At 63.6% G+C, this 15,873-nt stretch carries 14 protein-coding genes; 2 read left to right on the plus strand and 12 right to left on the minus strand.

Annotated elements, in window-relative coordinates; genetic code table 11:
* Window positions 1-135 precede the first annotated feature (135 nt).
* On the plus strand, window positions 136-714 hold the full coding sequence (locus EPO09_RS16620; RefSeq protein ID WP_290644615.1) for a YceI family protein: 579 nt from the start codon (window positions 136-138) through the stop codon (window positions 712-714).
* On the opposite strand, the gene EPO09_RS16625 is transcribed toward EPO09_RS16620, so the two are convergent.
* From EPO09_RS16625 to EPO09_RS16640, 4 genes are all read right to left on the minus strand, one after another.
* Window positions 704-2,569: an ATP-binding protein gene (locus EPO09_RS16625; RefSeq protein ID WP_290644617.1), complete on the minus strand. Its 1,866-nt coding sequence runs from the start codon at window positions 2,567-2,569 to the stop codon at window positions 704-706. The genes EPO09_RS16620 and EPO09_RS16625 overlap by 11 nt on opposite strands.
* Before the next feature lie 136 nt (window positions 2,570-2,705).
* Window positions 2,706-3,692: a PEP-CTERM sorting domain-containing protein gene (locus EPO09_RS16630; RefSeq protein WP_290644619.1), complete on the minus strand. Its 987-nt coding sequence runs from the start codon at window positions 3,690-3,692 to the stop codon at window positions 2,706-2,708.
* Window positions 3,693-3,792: 100 nt separating this feature from the next.
* Window positions 3,793-4,620, minus strand: coding sequence for an HDOD domain-containing protein (locus tag EPO09_RS16635; protein ID WP_290644621.1), 828 nt, complete (start codon window positions 4,618-4,620; stop codon window positions 3,793-3,795).
* Between the two features lie 108 nt (window positions 4,621-4,728).
* Window positions 4,729-5,817: an AraC family transcriptional regulator gene (locus tag EPO09_RS16640; protein ID WP_290644623.1), complete on the minus strand. Its 1,089-nt coding sequence runs from the start codon at window positions 5,815-5,817 to the stop codon at window positions 4,729-4,731.
* Window positions 5,818-6,123: 306 nt separating this feature from the next.
* Between EPO09_RS16640 and EPO09_RS16645 the strand changes: the two genes are divergently transcribed.
* Window positions 6,124-7,788 (plus strand): PAS domain-containing sensor histidine kinase, encoded by a 1,665-nt coding sequence (locus EPO09_RS16645; protein WP_290644625.1) that lies wholly within the window; start codon window positions 6,124-6,126, stop codon window positions 7,786-7,788.
* A 12-nt stretch (window positions 7,789-7,800) separates the two neighbouring features.
* Here EPO09_RS16645 and EPO09_RS16650 read toward each other — a convergent pair whose 3' ends face one another.
* From EPO09_RS16650 to EPO09_RS16685, 8 genes are all read right to left on the minus strand, one after another.
* Window positions 7,801-8,796 (minus strand): tyrosine recombinase XerC, encoded by a 996-nt coding sequence (locus tag EPO09_RS16650; RefSeq protein ID WP_290644627.1) that lies wholly within the window; start codon window positions 8,794-8,796, stop codon window positions 7,801-7,803.
* Between the two features lie 54 nt (window positions 8,797-8,850).
* Complete coding sequence (locus EPO09_RS16655) at window positions 8,851-9,705, minus strand: hypothetical protein (protein ID WP_290644629.1); 855 nt, start codon at window positions 9,703-9,705, stop codon at window positions 8,851-8,853.
* On the minus strand, window positions 9,686-10,711 hold the full coding sequence (locus EPO09_RS16660) for a GNAT family N-acetyltransferase (RefSeq protein WP_290644631.1): 1,026 nt from the start codon (window positions 10,709-10,711) through the stop codon (window positions 9,686-9,688). The genes EPO09_RS16655 and EPO09_RS16660 overlap by 20 nt, the downstream gene beginning before the upstream one ends.
* Window positions 10,712-10,717: 6 nt before the next feature.
* Entirely contained in the window at window positions 10,718-11,398 is a 681-nt protein-coding gene (locus EPO09_RS16665; protein ID WP_290644633.1) for a DUF484 family protein, read from the minus strand.
* A 19-nt stretch (window positions 11,399-11,417) separates the two neighbouring features.
* Complete coding sequence (gene dapF, locus EPO09_RS16670) at window positions 11,418-12,281, minus strand: diaminopimelate epimerase (RefSeq protein ID WP_290644635.1); 864 nt, start codon at window positions 12,279-12,281, stop codon at window positions 11,418-11,420.
* A 61-nt stretch (window positions 12,282-12,342) separates the two neighbouring features.
* Window positions 12,343-13,923, minus strand: coding sequence for a methyl-accepting chemotaxis protein (locus EPO09_RS16675; protein ID WP_290644636.1), 1,581 nt, complete (start codon window positions 13,921-13,923; stop codon window positions 12,343-12,345).
* A gap of 117 nt (window positions 13,924-14,040) precedes the next feature.
* Complete coding sequence (locus tag EPO09_RS16680; protein WP_290644637.1) at window positions 14,041-14,955, minus strand: lipid A biosynthesis acyltransferase; 915 nt, start codon at window positions 14,953-14,955, stop codon at window positions 14,041-14,043.
* Window positions 14,955-15,866, minus strand: coding sequence for a lysophospholipid acyltransferase family protein (locus tag EPO09_RS16685; RefSeq protein WP_290644639.1), 912 nt, complete (start codon window positions 15,864-15,866; stop codon window positions 14,955-14,957). The genes EPO09_RS16680 and EPO09_RS16685 overlap by 1 nt, the downstream gene beginning before the upstream one ends.
* Window positions 15,867-15,873: the final 7 nt, after the last annotated feature.

Raw genomic sequence — 15,873 nt, forward strand, 5'->3', positions numbered from 1 at the left:
AATGGGCCGACACCTCCATCGTGGCCAATGACGTGCAAGTCAAGTTCAAGCTCGTGCTGCAAGGCGTGCCTGCGCAGTAAGCCATCCTCGTTTTTTCCGTCCCACTGAACCCCTCAGCCCCACAGGAGCTATTTCATGAAGCAAGTGACCCGCCTCTTCGCCGCCAGCTCGCTGGCCTTTGCCTTCGCCACCTCGGCCTTCGCTGCGCCCGAGACCTATGGTGTCGAGCCCAACCACACCTACGCCAACTTCTCGTACAGCCACATGGGCTTGTCGACCCAGATCAGCAAGTTCAGCAAGACCAGCGGTACCGTGGTCTATGACAAGGCCACCAAGACAGGTTCGGTGGATGTCACCATCGACATGAAGTCCGTGGACACCGGCTCGACCCTGTTCAACGGCCACATCCAGGGCGCCGACTTCCTCGATACCGAGAAGTTCCCGACCGCCACGTTCAAGTCCACCAAGGTCGTGTTCGAGGGCGACAAGCCCGCCACGATCGAGGGCAACCTGACGATCAAGGGCATCACCAAGCCCGTGACGCTGAAGGTCACGCACTTCAACAACATGGAACACCCCATGGCCAAGAAGGACGCCATTGGCGCCAACGCCAGCACTCAGATCAAGCGCACGGAGTTCAATGCCGGCAAGTACGCACCGCTGGTGGGCGACGACGTGACCATCACGATCTCGCTGGAAGCCATCAAGCAGTAACGCCTGGCTGTTGACGCTGAGTGCCGCGCAGGTGCCGCAGCAGCACCGTGCGCAGCTCGTCTTGCCTGAAGGGCTTGGCCAGATGGTCGTTCATGCCGGCGGCCAGGCAGCGTTCGCGGTCGCTGTTCATGGCGTTGGCCGTCAGGGCCACCACGGGCACGGGCGGCTTGCCGCGATCGTGCTCCCAGCTGCGTAGCCGGCGGGTGGCTTCGATGCCATCCAGCTCGGGCATCTGGCAGTCCATCAGCACCACGTCGTAAGGGTGGTCGCGTTCCAGCTCGGCCAATGCTTCCAGCCCGTTTTCCACCCGCGTGACCTGCACACCCAGATTGGCCAGGGTGGCTTCGGCCACGATGGCATTGACGGGGTTGTCTTCCGCAAGCAGAACATGGCCGCCCTTGTTGGCTTCCATCGTGATGGCCTCTGCTTCTTGTGGCCCGATCTCAGCGGCTTGCTGATCGGTCAGGTCCAGGTCCACCTTCTCCACTTGCGTGGCGGTCAATGGCACGGTCATCGTGAAGGTCGAGCCTTTGTCGAGTGTGCTGATGCACACGATGTCGCCCCCCATGGCCCGCGCAATTTCGCGCGAGATGGTCAGGCCCAGGCCCGTGCCTTTGTGCTTGCGCCCGAAGCTGCCATCGACCTGATGGAAGGCCTCGAAGATCAGTGGCAGGTGTTGCGGCGAGATGCCCACGCCCGTGTCTTCGATCTGGAACACGACCAGTCGCTCGTCCTGGCGCGACACGCGTACGCGCACCTCGCCCGCATCCGTGAACTTGATGGCGTTGCCCACCAGGTTGTGCAGCACCTGGCGCAAGCGGGCCGCATCACCCTTGACCCAGCACGGCGCAGGGATCTCGAGTGTGGTGCGCAGCTTCAGGCCCTTTTCAGTGGCCGTGATCTTCAGCACGGAGAGCACGTCGTGGATCACGCCTTGCAGCTCGAAGGCCGAGGTGCTGACCTGCAGCTTGCCGGCCTCGATGCGCGAGAAATCCAGCACATCATTGATGATGCCCAGCAGATGCTCGCCAGTTCGCTCGATCAATTCCACCTGCTGACGCGAATCAGCCAGCACACCCGGTTTGGTCGGCAGGCGGTTGTGCACCAGCCGGGCCAGGCCCAGGATGCCGTGCAGGGGCGTGCGCATCTCGTGGCTCATGGTCGCCAGGAACTGGTCCTTGACTGCACTGTGGCGCTGCGCGAGCTTGAGCGCCTCGGCGCGTTCACGGGCGATGCGGTCCGTGGTGAAGCGCAGCCAGAGCAGCTCGGTGATGCGGCGTTCACTGCGCCGGCTTTCGAACATCATCAAAGCCAGCAAAGCAAGCAGGCCAACGCCCCCGAAAGTGCCGTAAGCGTCCTGGCGCGTGAGCAGCGTCAGTGCGGCTGGCAGCAAGATGGGCACGTTCATCAGCGCATTGGGCTTGATGTCGGCTTGCAGGGTGAAGGCGCACACGCAGCAGGCGCCCACCAGCGTGGCCACAACGACGACCGTCGTGATCAGATCTTGGACGGGCATGAACACGCCGGCCAATCCCCATATGAGGCCGTGCACTCCGCACGCCACGTTCAGGCTCTTGAGCCAGTAGGCGCTGGCGCGGTTGCGTGAACCCACATAGGTGCTCAGGTGAATCACCCGAAGGACAGCGATCAGGATGCTCAGGCCTGCCCAGATCATGGCCTTGTCGCGGCCAATCTGCGGTGCTACCACCACGCTCAAGGCCAGGGCAAACAAGGCACTGAACACCGCCACGGGCAGCGTGGCCGCAAACAGCATGCGGATCCGCTCGGCCCGGATCAACCGGTTGAGTTCCGGGTCGTCAGGTGAGATGCGCGCCCGATCAGGGTCGGGCAGCATCAGGGCGTGGCAGTTGAAACGCATTCGGCTTATATCGTCGCCTGTTGCACGGGACTTGAGTAAATTGGCGCTTCTCAAAGAGAAAGCCCCGGCAAGACCGGGGCTCTTCGTGTATCAGTCAAGTAGCCGGTTGGTCTCAGGCACTCAGCTTACGCCGACGGTGAGCCAGACCAATGCCTGCCAGGCCCAGCCCCATCAGTGCGTAGGTGCCAGGTTCAGGGATGCCGGGAACTGGATCGATAGGCAGAGCGGGCACCAGCGTGACATAGCCTGACGTATAGGCGTTTGAAGAGAGCGTCACATCCAGATCGATCACTTTGTCTGTCGTGCCAAAGTTGGCGTATTGCACCAGAACATCACGCTGGGCCGAAAAGGTTTGGTCTTGACCGGATGCGTTATCCCACCCCGCCTCCAGCATGAACGAACTGCTCGCGGAGCTCACGGTCAAGGCGTTGTTATTGTTTGAACTCCAGTCTTGATCCAGGCTAGAGAGTTGCAATCCGATATGGGCGTTCACCTTTGAATAGAGCGCAGCGTCGGTTGATCCGCCCTGTGGGGCCAGTGCGTTGAGCAGGTCCGTTTGCGTGCCCGCGTTGACCGTGCCATTGATCGATGCCACGCCCGTGATCACGATGGCGGTATTGGCGCTCAGGGTGATGTGGGCTGGATCGATAGACATGGGGTCGGTGCCACCACCCATCGAGTAGACCATCGGCATCGGTGCATTCAGATAGACGTATTGATAGCCCGAAGCATTGGGATCAACCTGCGCCAGCAAACTCTGGGATGAAAGGCTGGAGTAAACACGAAGCCCGGTTGACGAGGCTTCTGCGGTACCGTCTTGCAAGGAGGACTGCAGGGGGCTGGAGGGCAGCAACGAGTTGCTGAAACCTGGCGCGTCAGTCCAGGCATCGCCTCCGCTGTTCACGTGGATGATGGAGTTGAACGTGACCGATGGTGCGATGCCGTCATTCGGATCAAGATCGACGAGCCGATAGCTCAGGTTGCTGAGTTGTGCGCTGGCCGAAAACAGCGTGTCGCTGGCAGCTTGTGCCGTGCTGGCGCAAGCCAGAACTGTCGCGAACACGATGCGATTGAGCATTCCCTTGTGCATGTTCTTCATGTCTCACCTCTCGCTGATTAATTGGTATGCAATCAGATGGTGGAGGTGCCGGATTGGGCTGTCAACCATCCCAATCAGGGGGTGTTGTAACAACGGGTTTTCAGCTGTCGTTTTGCGGAATGTTCAGTCGCTCACACACCCGCATGGTGGCCAGCTGGAAGGCCTGAAAATGCAGCCCCACCTGATGCGCCACGGGCTCCAGTTCGTGCCACACCGCATCCGGATCGCCGGAGTCGGTCGGGTTGAGCAGCAGCGCGTCCACCGCCGCACCAATGGTCAGCAGCTTTTGCACGGCAGGGCGCTCCTGCGGCCACTGCTCAGGCGAGTTGGGGCGTGCACGCACGCAGTCAGACACATCGCGGTGCAGGCCCCATGATTGGCACAGCGCCGCACCCAGCGCCGAGTGGCTCACGCCGAACGCTTCGATTTCTGCGGCGCACAGCAAGGACTCATCGCTCTGATCGTTGAGCTCCTGATAGCGCTGGCGGTCATACGCATACAGCACCGCGCGGCCGGTTTCTGCAAACAGACCGGTGGTGTGGGCTTGCCAGGGATCCACGTCGAGCTGGCGAGCGATGCGGCCCATGGCCAGGCCACGGATGCCCGCACGATCCCAGATTTTTTGCAGCAAGGGGCTGGGTGGGAAAGCGCCGCGCAAGCCGATTTCATACGTGAGGCCGGCAACCTGCGCCATCCCCAGATATCGGATGCCTTCGTGTACCGTCTCGACCCGCTTGAGCAGGCCGAACAGCGCCGAGTTCACGGTGCGGACCACGGCCGAGGACAAGGCCATGTCGGTTTCGATCAACGCAGCGAGCTGGTCGATCGAGCTGTCCTCTTCAGCCATCAGCAAGGACAGCTTGACCAGCGTGCTGGGACAGGCTGGCAGGTCGATGTTGAGGTTGCGTAGTTGGGGGGCGATGCTCATGACTGACTCTCATCCTATGATGCAGGATCAGTCTAGGCTTTTGCGCCCTGTGGGAAAAGTGGAAGTGCCTTGTTTAGGCGAGGCTTTCCCGCCTTTTCCCGTGAAATATCAACGCGTCACGAAACGGCGGCGGGGGATGCGGGCCGCTTGCGTGGTCAGGCCGTTGGTGCGGCGGAACTCGCTGGGCGGCATGCCCTTCCAGCGGCGGAAGGCTTCGATGAAAGTGGTCACGTCCGCATAACCCAGGCGTTCGGCGATTTCGCCATGCGTCAGGCTGGCGGAGGCCATGAGTTCTTCGGCCAAGGTCGAGCGCACTTCTTCCAGCAAGGCCCGGAATGTGGCTCCCTCTGCTGTCAGATGGCGACGCAGCGTGCGGGAAGTGATCTTCATCTCCGCCGCAATTTCTTCCATGTCGGGAATGTGGCCCGGGGTGCGCATCAGGCGGTCGCGCACGGCAGCGGCCACGCCAGTGCGGGTCTTACGGGCGTCCACCAGCTTGCGGCACATCTGCTCGCACAAGGCGGCGGTATGTGGGTCGGCTTGAGGCAGTTTTTCCTGCATTAGCGCCGTTTCGAACAAGGCGCAATCACGTGCCTGGCCGAACATGGGGCGGATGCCGAACAGGTTGGTATAGGCCTCGACCATGTCGAGCGCCGGCTCGGCGCGGCGCATGTGAATGGCGCGGTAAGGCAGGGGGTGGCCCAGGATCTCTCGCTGCAAGGTGATCACGGCTGCGCGGTCGCGGTCCAGGATGAACTGGCGCACGTCAGGGGGCAGGTGGTCACTGTGGAAGGACGATTGGATCAAGTCGCCGAGTTGCTCGATGTCGTTGATGGTCAGCGAGAAGGTCAGGTTCAGCATGCGCGAGGCCATGCCGACGCCCGAACCCAATGTAGGGCTGCTCATCACCGCGTAGCCCCACAGGCCGTAGGTGGTGACGTGGTAGCGGGTGCCCGCCTGCAGGCCCAGCGTGGGGATGTGGGGCAGGGCGTTGATCAGGTTGCGGATGAGTTGCACTTCCTGATGCGCTTCGATCTCGCCTTTGGGATCGTCCAGCAGGGCACGTGTGATGCCCGTGTGGCGCAGCATGTTGTCTACGCTCACGCCATGATCGACGCCGAGCTGGGTCAGGACCCGGGCGGTGGCAATGCCTCGCCTGAAGTCCCAGATGGATTTGGCAGATGCTTTGACGCTCATGATGTGTTCCACGCTCCCCGCGCGATTTGACAAACCATTATGTCGGTTGGGGTTACATGTGTGTCCTCAAATCTGTCATCTACCGTGACATTATTTCAAACTAGGGATGACATTTTCGGACAAGGCAAATCTGAGCGATCTTTTTACATGCTGAAAGGCCGTGACGCCAGGTCGCGTGGCCCCCGCGACCGGTGGGGCTGGATTTCACTGAGTTGGCAGGCACGCAGGAACGCTGCGGTGTATCGTGCAATTGTGACGAAATGTGTGTGATGCTGGCCATTCCATCTGCCAGCCATGAGGAGTGCAATGTCGTCGGGAGCCCTGTCCGCGTTGACCCATGATCCTGCTTTGGGCGCTGAGGCGCCCGTGGCGGCATCTGGCGTGGACCAGGTCGCCTTGATCGCCGAAGTCCTGGCCCTGCGTGCGCAACTGAGGGCACAGGAGGCTGAGAATGCCCGCCTGTCTCGGCTGCTGCATGCCAGGCCGGCCGAGCAGCGCTTTGAAACCATCCTCGACAGCATGCCCGGCGCTGTCGCGTACTGGGATGATCAACTCATCTTGCGGTACTGCAACCGCCGCTTGCAAGCGCACTGGGGGCACAAGGCGCATGAACTGATCGGCCGCCACATGAGCGATTTGTTGTCGCTGGAGGGCTACCAGCGCACGTTGCCTTTTGTGGATGCGGCCTTGAGTGGCCGTGAGGTGTCGGGCGAGCACCATGAGCGCCAGGGCTTGATCGCCCAGGTCAGCTACACCCCGGATGTGGTGGACGGCCGGGTGAGGGGCTTTGTCGTGCTGGCCATGGACATCACCGAACTCAAGGATGCCAAGGCGGCGGCCGAGCTGGCCAGCAAGGCCAAGAGCGAGTTCCTGGCCAGCATGAGCCACGAGATCCGCACGCCGCTCAATGCCGTATTGGGTTTCGCGCAGATTGGCGCGCTGCGTTTTGATGCGCATGAAGCCGCCGGGCATTTCAAGCACATCCTGCAAGCCGGGCAGCATCTGCTGGGCCTGATCAACGACATCCTGGATTTTTCGAAGATCGAAGCGGGCAAGCTGGAGTTGCAGATCGGCGAGATGAGCCTGGGCCAGGGCATCGAGCAGGCTGTGGACCTGGTGCGCGAACAAGCACGGCTCAAAGGCCTGAAGCTGCACGTGGTGCGCGAGGCGGGCGTGCCCGAGTACTGGCGCGCCGATGCCCTGCGGGTAGGCCAAATCCTCATCAACTTGCTGACCAATGCCGTGAAGTTCACCGAGCGTGGCGAGGTGCGCCTGAGCGTGAGCACCGACAGCGCTGGTCTGCATTTGGTTGTGCAGGACACCGGCGTGGGCATGGACGCGGCCTTGTTGGCCAGGCTCTTTGACCCCTTTGTGCAAGGCGATGGCAGTTCCACGCGCCGGGCCGGAGGCACGGGCCTGGGTTTGTCCATCTGCAAGCGGCTGGTGGACTTGATGGCCGGACACATCCGTGTGGACAGCCAGCCGGGGCAGGGCGCCCGTTTTGAAGTGTGTCTGCCTTTGCCTGCCGTGGGCACCGAGGGCGAGCAGGCCGCCGACGCTGAGCCAGGCCCCTGGGATGCTTACGGCTTGCAGGGCATGCGCGTGTTGGTGGCCGAGGACCATCTGGTCAACCAGGTGCTGATGGAGCAACTGCTGCTCAACGCAGGTGTGCGCCTGACCATGGTCGATAACGGGCAGGAGGCCGTGGATGCGGTGAAGCAGGCCGGGCCAGGGGCGTTTGATCTGCTGCTGTGCGACATCGAGATGCCGGTGATGGACGGCTATCAGGCCACAGCCACCGTGCGTGAACTGGACCCAGGCTTGCCCGTGCTGGGCCTGACGGCCCACGCGTTTGACGAGGCCAAGGTGCGCGGCCTGAACGTGGGCATGCGTGACTACATCACCAAGCCCTATGTCTATGAAGAACTGATGGGCCTGATGGCGCGGCACGCGCGGCGTGCACCGATGTAAGTCTTGGCGTGATCAGGGCTTGTCGCGCTGGCGTTTGGCGCGCGGATGGGCCGCGTCATATATCTTGGCCAGGTGCTGGAAGTCCAGCTTGGTATAGACCTGCGTGGTGCTGATGTGGGCATGGCCCAGCAGTTCCTGCACGGCGCGCAGGTCGCTGCTCGATTGCAACAAGTGGCTGGCAAAGCTGTGGCGCAACATGTGCGGGTGAACATGCGTGGGTAAACCGGCTTGCTGCGCCAGTTGCTTGAGCCGGTTGCGCAACTGCATGGGGGTGAGGCGGCCTCCCAGGCGGCTGATGAACAGGGCGTCGCAGGTGGGTGGCGTCAAACTGGCGCGTGCGTCCAGCCAGGCCGTCAGCGCCTTCATGGCTGCTTGCCCCACGGGCACGAGTCGCCGCTTGCTGCCCTTGCCCAGTACATGCGCTTCGGCGGCCTGCATGTCGATCCAGCCCTTGGCATCGTTGCTGGCGGCCGCGTCGAGCCCGAGCAACTCGGCGCTGCGCAAGCCGCTGCTGTAAAGCAACTCGATCATGGCGTGATCCCGCGCGTGCAGCCAGGGCGCTTCGTGCTCGCGGCGTGTTTGTGCGGCTGGCGAGGCGGCGATGTCGTCTGCGTCAGGTTGGTGATCGGCCAGTGCCACCGCGTGGTCAACCGACAAGGCTTTGGGCAAGGGCTTGGCGGCCTTGGGTGGTTTGACGCCATCGACTGGGTTGACCTGTACCAGGCCCTCGCGCCCCAGCCATTTGTAGAGGCCCCGCCAGGCCGCCAGCGTGATGGCGATGCTGCGTGGGCCAAGGCCTTGGGCGTGCAGCCGGGCCGTCCAGCCGCGCACGTGATGCGGGTGCACATCAGTCAGTGCCAGCTTGTGTTGTTCGCACAAGGCTTGCAAGCGTTTGAAGGCGTCGCCGTACATGGCCAGGGTGCGTTCGGCCAGGCGCCGTTGCACGCGCAAGTGATCAACGTGGCGTGTGATCAAGCTGTCAGGCGAACTCAAAGCAGGGGTGTTCACGGTCAGATGGTCAAGGACTCGTCGGCCATGCTAGCCGAGCTTTGTGTCGGGTGATCAACGCTGGCCGAAGCTGGCAAGCAGGTCTCGGAGCATCCAGCCCCACAGGCGTGGCTGGCGTAGCAGTTGCCCCATGGCGTAGGGCAGCCAGGCGGTGCCAAAGGGCACGTAGTAACGCACAGGCACACCCAGTTCTTTGGCCACAGCCATCACTTCGTGACGAGGCAGGCCGCACAACAACTCCAGTTCGCATGGCGTGCCGGCCGCCTTCAGCCGAGTCAATGCTTGGCGAACCAGTTGGGCATCGTGGCTGGCCACGGCCACCTCGACCGCCCGCCCGGCCAGTCGTTCGATCACGGCCATGAAGCCTTCGCGCAGGTCCATGTCCGGGTGTTCGGGGCAGGCCCATTGGCCTTTGACCACGCGCACGCGCACGCCGTTGGCAATGGCCCAGTCGGCATCGTGCAGGCTGCGTACCCATCGGCCCGGTATGGTCAGGCCCAGTTTGGTGTGCTCGCCTTGCACTTGCGTCATCAAGTTCAAAGTGGGCTCGGCCGTTTCGGGGCCGTGTGAATCGAAGTGCAGCCATTGCCCGTGTTGCGTGGCCAGCCGGGCCAGGGTGCCGACGCGGCTTGGGTCGTACAGCAAGGGCGGCACTTTGATGGACACGTAGGCCGGGTGCTTCAGGGTGGTGGCGGCTTCGATGGCGGCCAGATCGTAGCCGGTGATGAGGTCGGGGGCGTCGTCGTCGCTGTTGAAGTAGCCGATGGTGGCACTCAGGCCTTGCGCTTCAAGCTGCCTTGCCAGTGTCAGCGCGTCGTCCAGATGGGGGCCGGGCACATAGGCACGGCTGGCCACCCTCAGCAAAGGGGTCGCCGCGGATTGGATGAGGTCACGTAACTTCCTGCGCATCACCATGCGCCGCATCATGCCCGGCTTGGCCGCGCTTGGCGAGTCGCGCTTGCACGGCTTGCGACATATCTTGAGCCAGGGCAAGCTGGCCGCGAAGGCTCCAGGGGAAGAAGCGGATGTTGACGTAGTCGCGCAGCTGGTTTGTCCAGAATGCCGTCCAGGGGGCAGGGCTGCCCAGGAACTCGTAGGCCCTCAGGCCGCGCTGGGCGGCGTCTGCGATCGTGTGCATCATCAGCAGGTTGCCGGGGCCGCATTGTGAAAAAGCCGCGTCGTAGCCGATCTTGAGCAACCAGATGTTCTCGGCCCATTCCAGGGCGATCTGCATGCCAATGGCCTGGCCGCCCACGCGCATGATGGCCAGACGCAGCAGGCCGGCCTGCATGGCCGCATGGGCATGGGCGCGATGGAAGGGGCCCAGTTGAGGGTCCAGCGCCAGTGCGGTGCCGGTCTGGCCTTTCCAGCTTTTGGCTTCGACGGCATAGGCTTCATCCAGAAGGCGGTCCAGCTCGGCGGCGCTGGTCTGGCTGTGGATCTCGAATTGCAGGCCGCCGAGTTTGTCTGCATGGCGTTCGGCGCGGCGGAAGTCGGAGCGGCGCCCGGCGTTGAACTTCTGGCGTGGGTCGGCCCACCTCTCGTCCAGGTCGATATAGGGCGAGCCGATGGCGGGGCGGATCAGGGTGATGCCCTTTCCGGCGAAGGCCTGCTGCAGGGCCGCCACGCTGGGTGAATCAGCCGGGACGCGAGGCAGGCACACGGCGCGCGACTGTCGAGCCAGAGCCTGCGCCATGTCGGCCAGCTCTTGCTCGCTGTCCCAGCTCAGGTCCATGGGCTCGCGGGTTTCCAGCGCACCGGGCAGGGTCAGGCGCCAGGGCCTGGGTGTCGTCCAGGCGAGGGCGGGCAGGCCGGTGGATCTGGGCGCTTGCCGCTCAGGCGGCGTGAGGTAGCGCCAGGTGCTGTCCAGCCAGGTCGCATGCTGCGTGGGCAGCCGACGACCTTGGTGTGTCATCGCGGCTCAGTCCACCAGACGTGTCAGTGCCGCACTGGCGATGTCGCCCACTTGCAGCAGGAAGTCCACGCCCATGTCGGCGCTGTAGCGGGTCGGGTCGGGCGAGCCCAGCACCAGCAGGCCGAAGCATTCGCCGTGGTGGTGCAGGGGGATAAGGGCCAGCGAGGTGATGCTGGCGCTGTCGTCCAGCCACTTGCTGGCTTCGAAGCCCGAGTTCAGGCCGCAGTAGGGCATGTTCAGGCTGCTGGCAAAGCTGCGGGCGTCGTCGCTGATGGGTTGAGTGACGGTCAGCTCGCTCAGGCCATCACGCAGGGCCAGATTGGGCGTGGCCCAGATGCGCACGGCGGCTTGCGGGATCATGAACTCGTGGCGCAGGCGATCGAGCATCACGTCGGCCAGCGTGGTGTCCTCATGGGCCAGCAGCACGGCGCGCACCCAGCGGTGCAGGCGCTCGGCGATGGCTTCGTTTTCCTGGCCGTTGCGGATCATCTCCATGATCCGGCGCTCCAGGCCGCGGATCTTGTCGCGCAGCATCTCCATCTGGCGCTCCTGCAGCGAGACGGCGCGCTGGCCGTGCGGGCTGGTGAGCTGGATGGAGGCCAGCACCTGGGCGTTGCGTTCGAAGAAACCGGGTGTGTGCACCAGGTAATTGACGATCTCGTCTTCGGTGATGCCTTGCAAGGTCATGTTCTCGTTTGGTGTTCGTTCAGAGTGCGGGCACGTTGATTTCGCCGTCGAAGACCTTGACGGCCGGGCCCGTCATCATCACGTGCGTGCCGGGGCCTTCCCAGCTGATGGTCAGGCGGCCGCCGGGCATGTCCACGTCCACGGTGCTGTCCAGCCAGCCCAGGCGGATGCCCGCCACGACGTTGGCGCAGGCGCCCGAGCCGCAGGCCAGGGTCTCGCCGGAGCCTCGTTCGTACACGCGCAGGCGCACGTGGCTGCGGCTGACCACTTCCATGAAGCCGGCATTCACGCGGCGAGGGAAGCGCTCGTGGCCTTCGATCTGGGGCCCCAGTTCTTCAACCGGGGCGTGTTCGACGCTGTCCACGCGCAGCATGGCGTGCGGGTTGCCCATGGATACCACGGCCACTTCGACCGGATGGTTGGCCAGCTGGATGGGCCACAGCTCGCAGCCGTTGACCATGCGTGGCGTGATGCCAGTTGGGTTGAAGGGCACTTCTTCAGGTACGAGGAAGGGCTCGCCCATATCGACCGTCACGCGGCCATCAGGCTGCAGATGCGGCTCGATCACGGCCTTCATGGTCTGGACGCGGATGGTTTCCTTGTCGGTCAGGCCCGTGTCGTACACGAAGCGGGCAAAGCAGCGCGCGCCGTTGCCGCACTGTTCCACCTCGCCGCCGTCGGCGTTCATGATCCGGTAGGTGAAGTCCGTTCCGTTGGCAGGGGTGCCCTTTTCGACGATCAGGATCTGATCGGCGCCGATGCCGAAGCGCCGGTCGGCCAGGAAACGGTATTGGGCCGCGCTCAGTGGCAGCGGTCCTTGGGTGGCGTCGAGCACGACGAAGTCGTTGCCCGCGCCGTGCATCTTGGTAAAGCGCAGCTTCATGAAGGCGGATTATCCGCCGCCTGGGGCCGCCTTGTCAGCCCAAGTCGTCACCCATGTGCGTTCAGGCGACGGCGCCACCGTCCAGATGGAAGCGTTGAACCGACTTGGACAGGTCGATGGCTTGCTGGCGCAAGCTGTCTGCCGCGGCCGCCGATTGCTCGACCAGTGCTGCGTTTTGCTGGGTCATGTGATCCAGTTGCGTCACCGACTGGCTGACTTGCCCGATGCCGTGGGATTGCTGGCGGGTGGCATCGGCGATCTCGCTCATGGCATGAGTCACGCGGCGGATCGAATCCACGATTTCGTTCATGACCTCGCCGGCTTCGCGCACCTTCTGCGAACCCACTTCCACACGTTCGGTGGACTGGCCGATCAGGCCCTTGATCTCCTTGGCGGCATCGGCGCTGCGCTTGGCCAGCGAGCGCACTTCGCCGGCCACCACGGCAAAGCCGCGGCCTTGTTCGCCCGCGCGGGCCGCTTCAACGGCGGCGTTCAGGGCGAGGATATTGGTCTGGAAGGCGATGCCGTCGATCACGCCGATGATGTCGGAGATCTGGCGCGAGGCGGCGCTGATGTCCTGCATCTGGGTCACGACGCTTTCGACCACCTGGCCGCCTTGCTCGGCACGCTGGCTGGCTGTGTCCGCCAACATATTGGCCACGTTGGCCGATTCGGCAGAGTGCTCCACGGTCTTGCTGAGCTGGTCCATGGACGAGGCCGTGTCTTGCAGATTGGCGGCGGTTTGTTCGGTGCGCTGCGACAAATCCTGGTTACCGGCAGCGATCTCCGTCGATGCCGTCAGCATGCTTTCGGACGATTCACGCACCGAGGCCACCATCTCGCGCAGCCCGTTCTGCATGTGGGCCATCGAGCTCATCAGGCGGCCGATCTCATCTTTGCCATTCACATCGATGTGTTGCGTAAGGTCACCATGCGAGATGGATTGGGTGATGGCTTCGGCGCGCCGCAGCGGTGCCGTGATCGACAGGACGGTCAAGCCCATCAGCGGCAGAAATACGACGCCGGGTGACATCAGCAGGCCCCACAGCCACATGATGGCGCGGGTGGCTGCGGTGCCGGCCTTGGCTCGGCGTGCTTCGGCGACCTGGGTAATGGCGGCATTGAGCTTGCCAGTGATGGCTTCGACGGCATCGGCCTCGGCTCGCGCCGGTTCGCTGGACTGGTAGGCCTCTGCGGCGGAGGTGATCGCAGCCGAAGTGATCAAATCCAGCGTGGGCTCCAGGCCCTTGCCGTAGCTGTTGAGCTTGCCTTCCAGGGCCAGAGCCTGCTGTTTGATCTCGGGTGTGGGGGCGGCTTCGGCCAGGGCCTTGGTGGTCCGAATGGTGTTGACCAGGGCCGCCTTCCAGGCCTTGAACTGTTCGGCGGCGGTCACCGAATCACCTGTGGCGATGATGGTTGTTTTTTCACGGCCGCGCAGTTCGTTGAGATTCAGCGCCAGCGTCGTCATGTGCTGCGTGGCGGCGAACTCCTGGCTGGTAAACGAATCCAGTTCGCCTTTGAGTGACAGCAACTGCCAACTCATCGCGCCACCCACGCTGCACCCAATGCCCACGACGAGTGCCATGCACGCCAGCAAGCGTGACCGGATCGAAAAACCGCGCAACCAAGTGATCCAAGCCATGAACTGGCACTCCTACATCCAGAGGCACGCGAGGCAGATGCGCTCGCTGCAGACAACCTGGGTTGGATATCGGCACCGCGTTGCCCCGACTTGAGGCGCCAGCTGAAGCTCTTCGCGTCAGTAAAACCCGGCCTCACCCTCGGGCCGGGTCTTGAAGCGCTTGTGCACCCACAGGTACTGTGCCGGCTGCTTGAGGATCTCGCCCTCAATGAACTGGTTCATGCGGGCCGCGTCGGATTCCGCGTCCTTGGTGGGAAAGTTGGCCAGCGGTGCCATGAAGCGTACGCGCCAGCCACGACCGCCGGGCAGCAACTCGGCGATCACCGGTTGCACGACCATGTTCATCATGCGGGCCATGCGCGAGGGCGCCAGCAAGGTGGCGGCCGGTACCCCGAAGAAGGGCACGAAGGCGGCATCCTTGGCGCCAAAATCCATGTCGGGCAGGTTGAAGAAACCGCGCCCGTCCTTGATGGCGCGTAGCAGCGGCTTGACCGAGTCGCTGCGCGGAAAGATCTCGGCGTTGCCAAAGCGCAGGCGGCCGCGCTTCATCAGCTTGTCCATCAGCGGGTTGCTTTGCGTCTGGTAGATCGAGGCGCCGGGGCGCTTCTGGCACAGCAGAATGGCGGCGCCGGCCACATCCAGTCCGACGAAATGCGGGCACAGCCACATGGTGGGGCGGCCGGTGGTTTGCATCTCGCGTTCGGCCAGGTCGATGTCCCCTTCCACCTGGATCAGGCGCTTGATGCGTTCATGTGAGGCCCACCACAGCACGGCGCGGTCCAGCAGGCTTTGCGTCAGCCAGGCGAAGTGCGCGCGCAGCAGGGCCTCGCGTTCGGCCAGCGGCATCTGCGGGAAGCATAGTTCCAGATTGCGCAGGCCCACGCGACGGCGGGATTTGGCCAGCTTGTAGAGCAGGGCGCCCATGCCGCGCGCGATGGCGGCCAGCACCGGCAGCGGCAGAAAATGCATCAGCCACAGGATGCCCAACGCCAGCCGGATGCCGCCTTCTTTCAGCGCATTTTTGACGCTCATCAGGTTTGCGCCTCGCTGCCGCCAGAGGCCGAGGTCAGGATCTCGGATCGGGGCTGCTTGTAGCGGTTGTAGCCCCACAGGTACTGCTCGGGTGCTTGCATGATCATGTTTTCCATCAGCCGGTTCACGGCGGCGGCGGATTGTGCCGCATCACCTGAGGCGAGGATTTGTTCGACATCAGGCGCCACGCGGGTGGCGTGCACGATGTAGTCGCAGCCCTTTTGCAGCCGGGCGACCAGGCCAAGGCGTTCGCCTCGCAGCAGCACAACGGCGCATCCCGTCTGGGCAACCAGCTTGGCCGCCATCGTCATCGTGTAGGCCTGGCGACCAAAGAAGTTCGTCCACACGCCCATGCCCTCTGGTGGCACCTGATCGGGTAGCAAGCCCACGGTCTCGCCCTTCTTGAGCGCACGCAACATCTGGCGCACGCCGCTGAGCGTGGCCGGGCTGGTGTTCATGCCGGGGCGGTTGCGGGATTCGCGCATCATCTCGGCCAGCCAGGCCTGTTTGGCCGGGCGGTACAGCGCCGTGATGGGTTTGAGGCCGCCAAAGTGCTCGGCATAGGCCTGGGCCGTGATTTCAAAGCAACCCAGGTGGGGCGTCAGCAGCAGCAGCCCACGGCCTTCCGAGAGGGCCTGGGAGACAGCCTCGGCGTTCGCCCATTGCACTGAATCACCCAGCGCCTGCTCGCGCGGGCGTCCCCACAGACGCGGGAGTTCACCCACCATCTTGCCTGCATGAGCCACGGCAGCCCAACGTTGCCAGGTGTTCATGCCCGCCGCATGCGTGTGCAGTTGCAGACGTCTCCGATAGGAGGGTGACAACAGATAGGCAAGCCAGCCCAACAGGCTGCCAATCGGGTGCAGCACAGCCAGGGGCCAGCGGGACAGCATTGAAAACAAACGAGGCATGGGGCCA

The organism is Aquabacterium sp., assembly GCF_004297345.1.
GTDB lineage: Bacteria > Pseudomonadota > Gammaproteobacteria > Burkholderiales > Burkholderiaceae_C > Aquabacterium.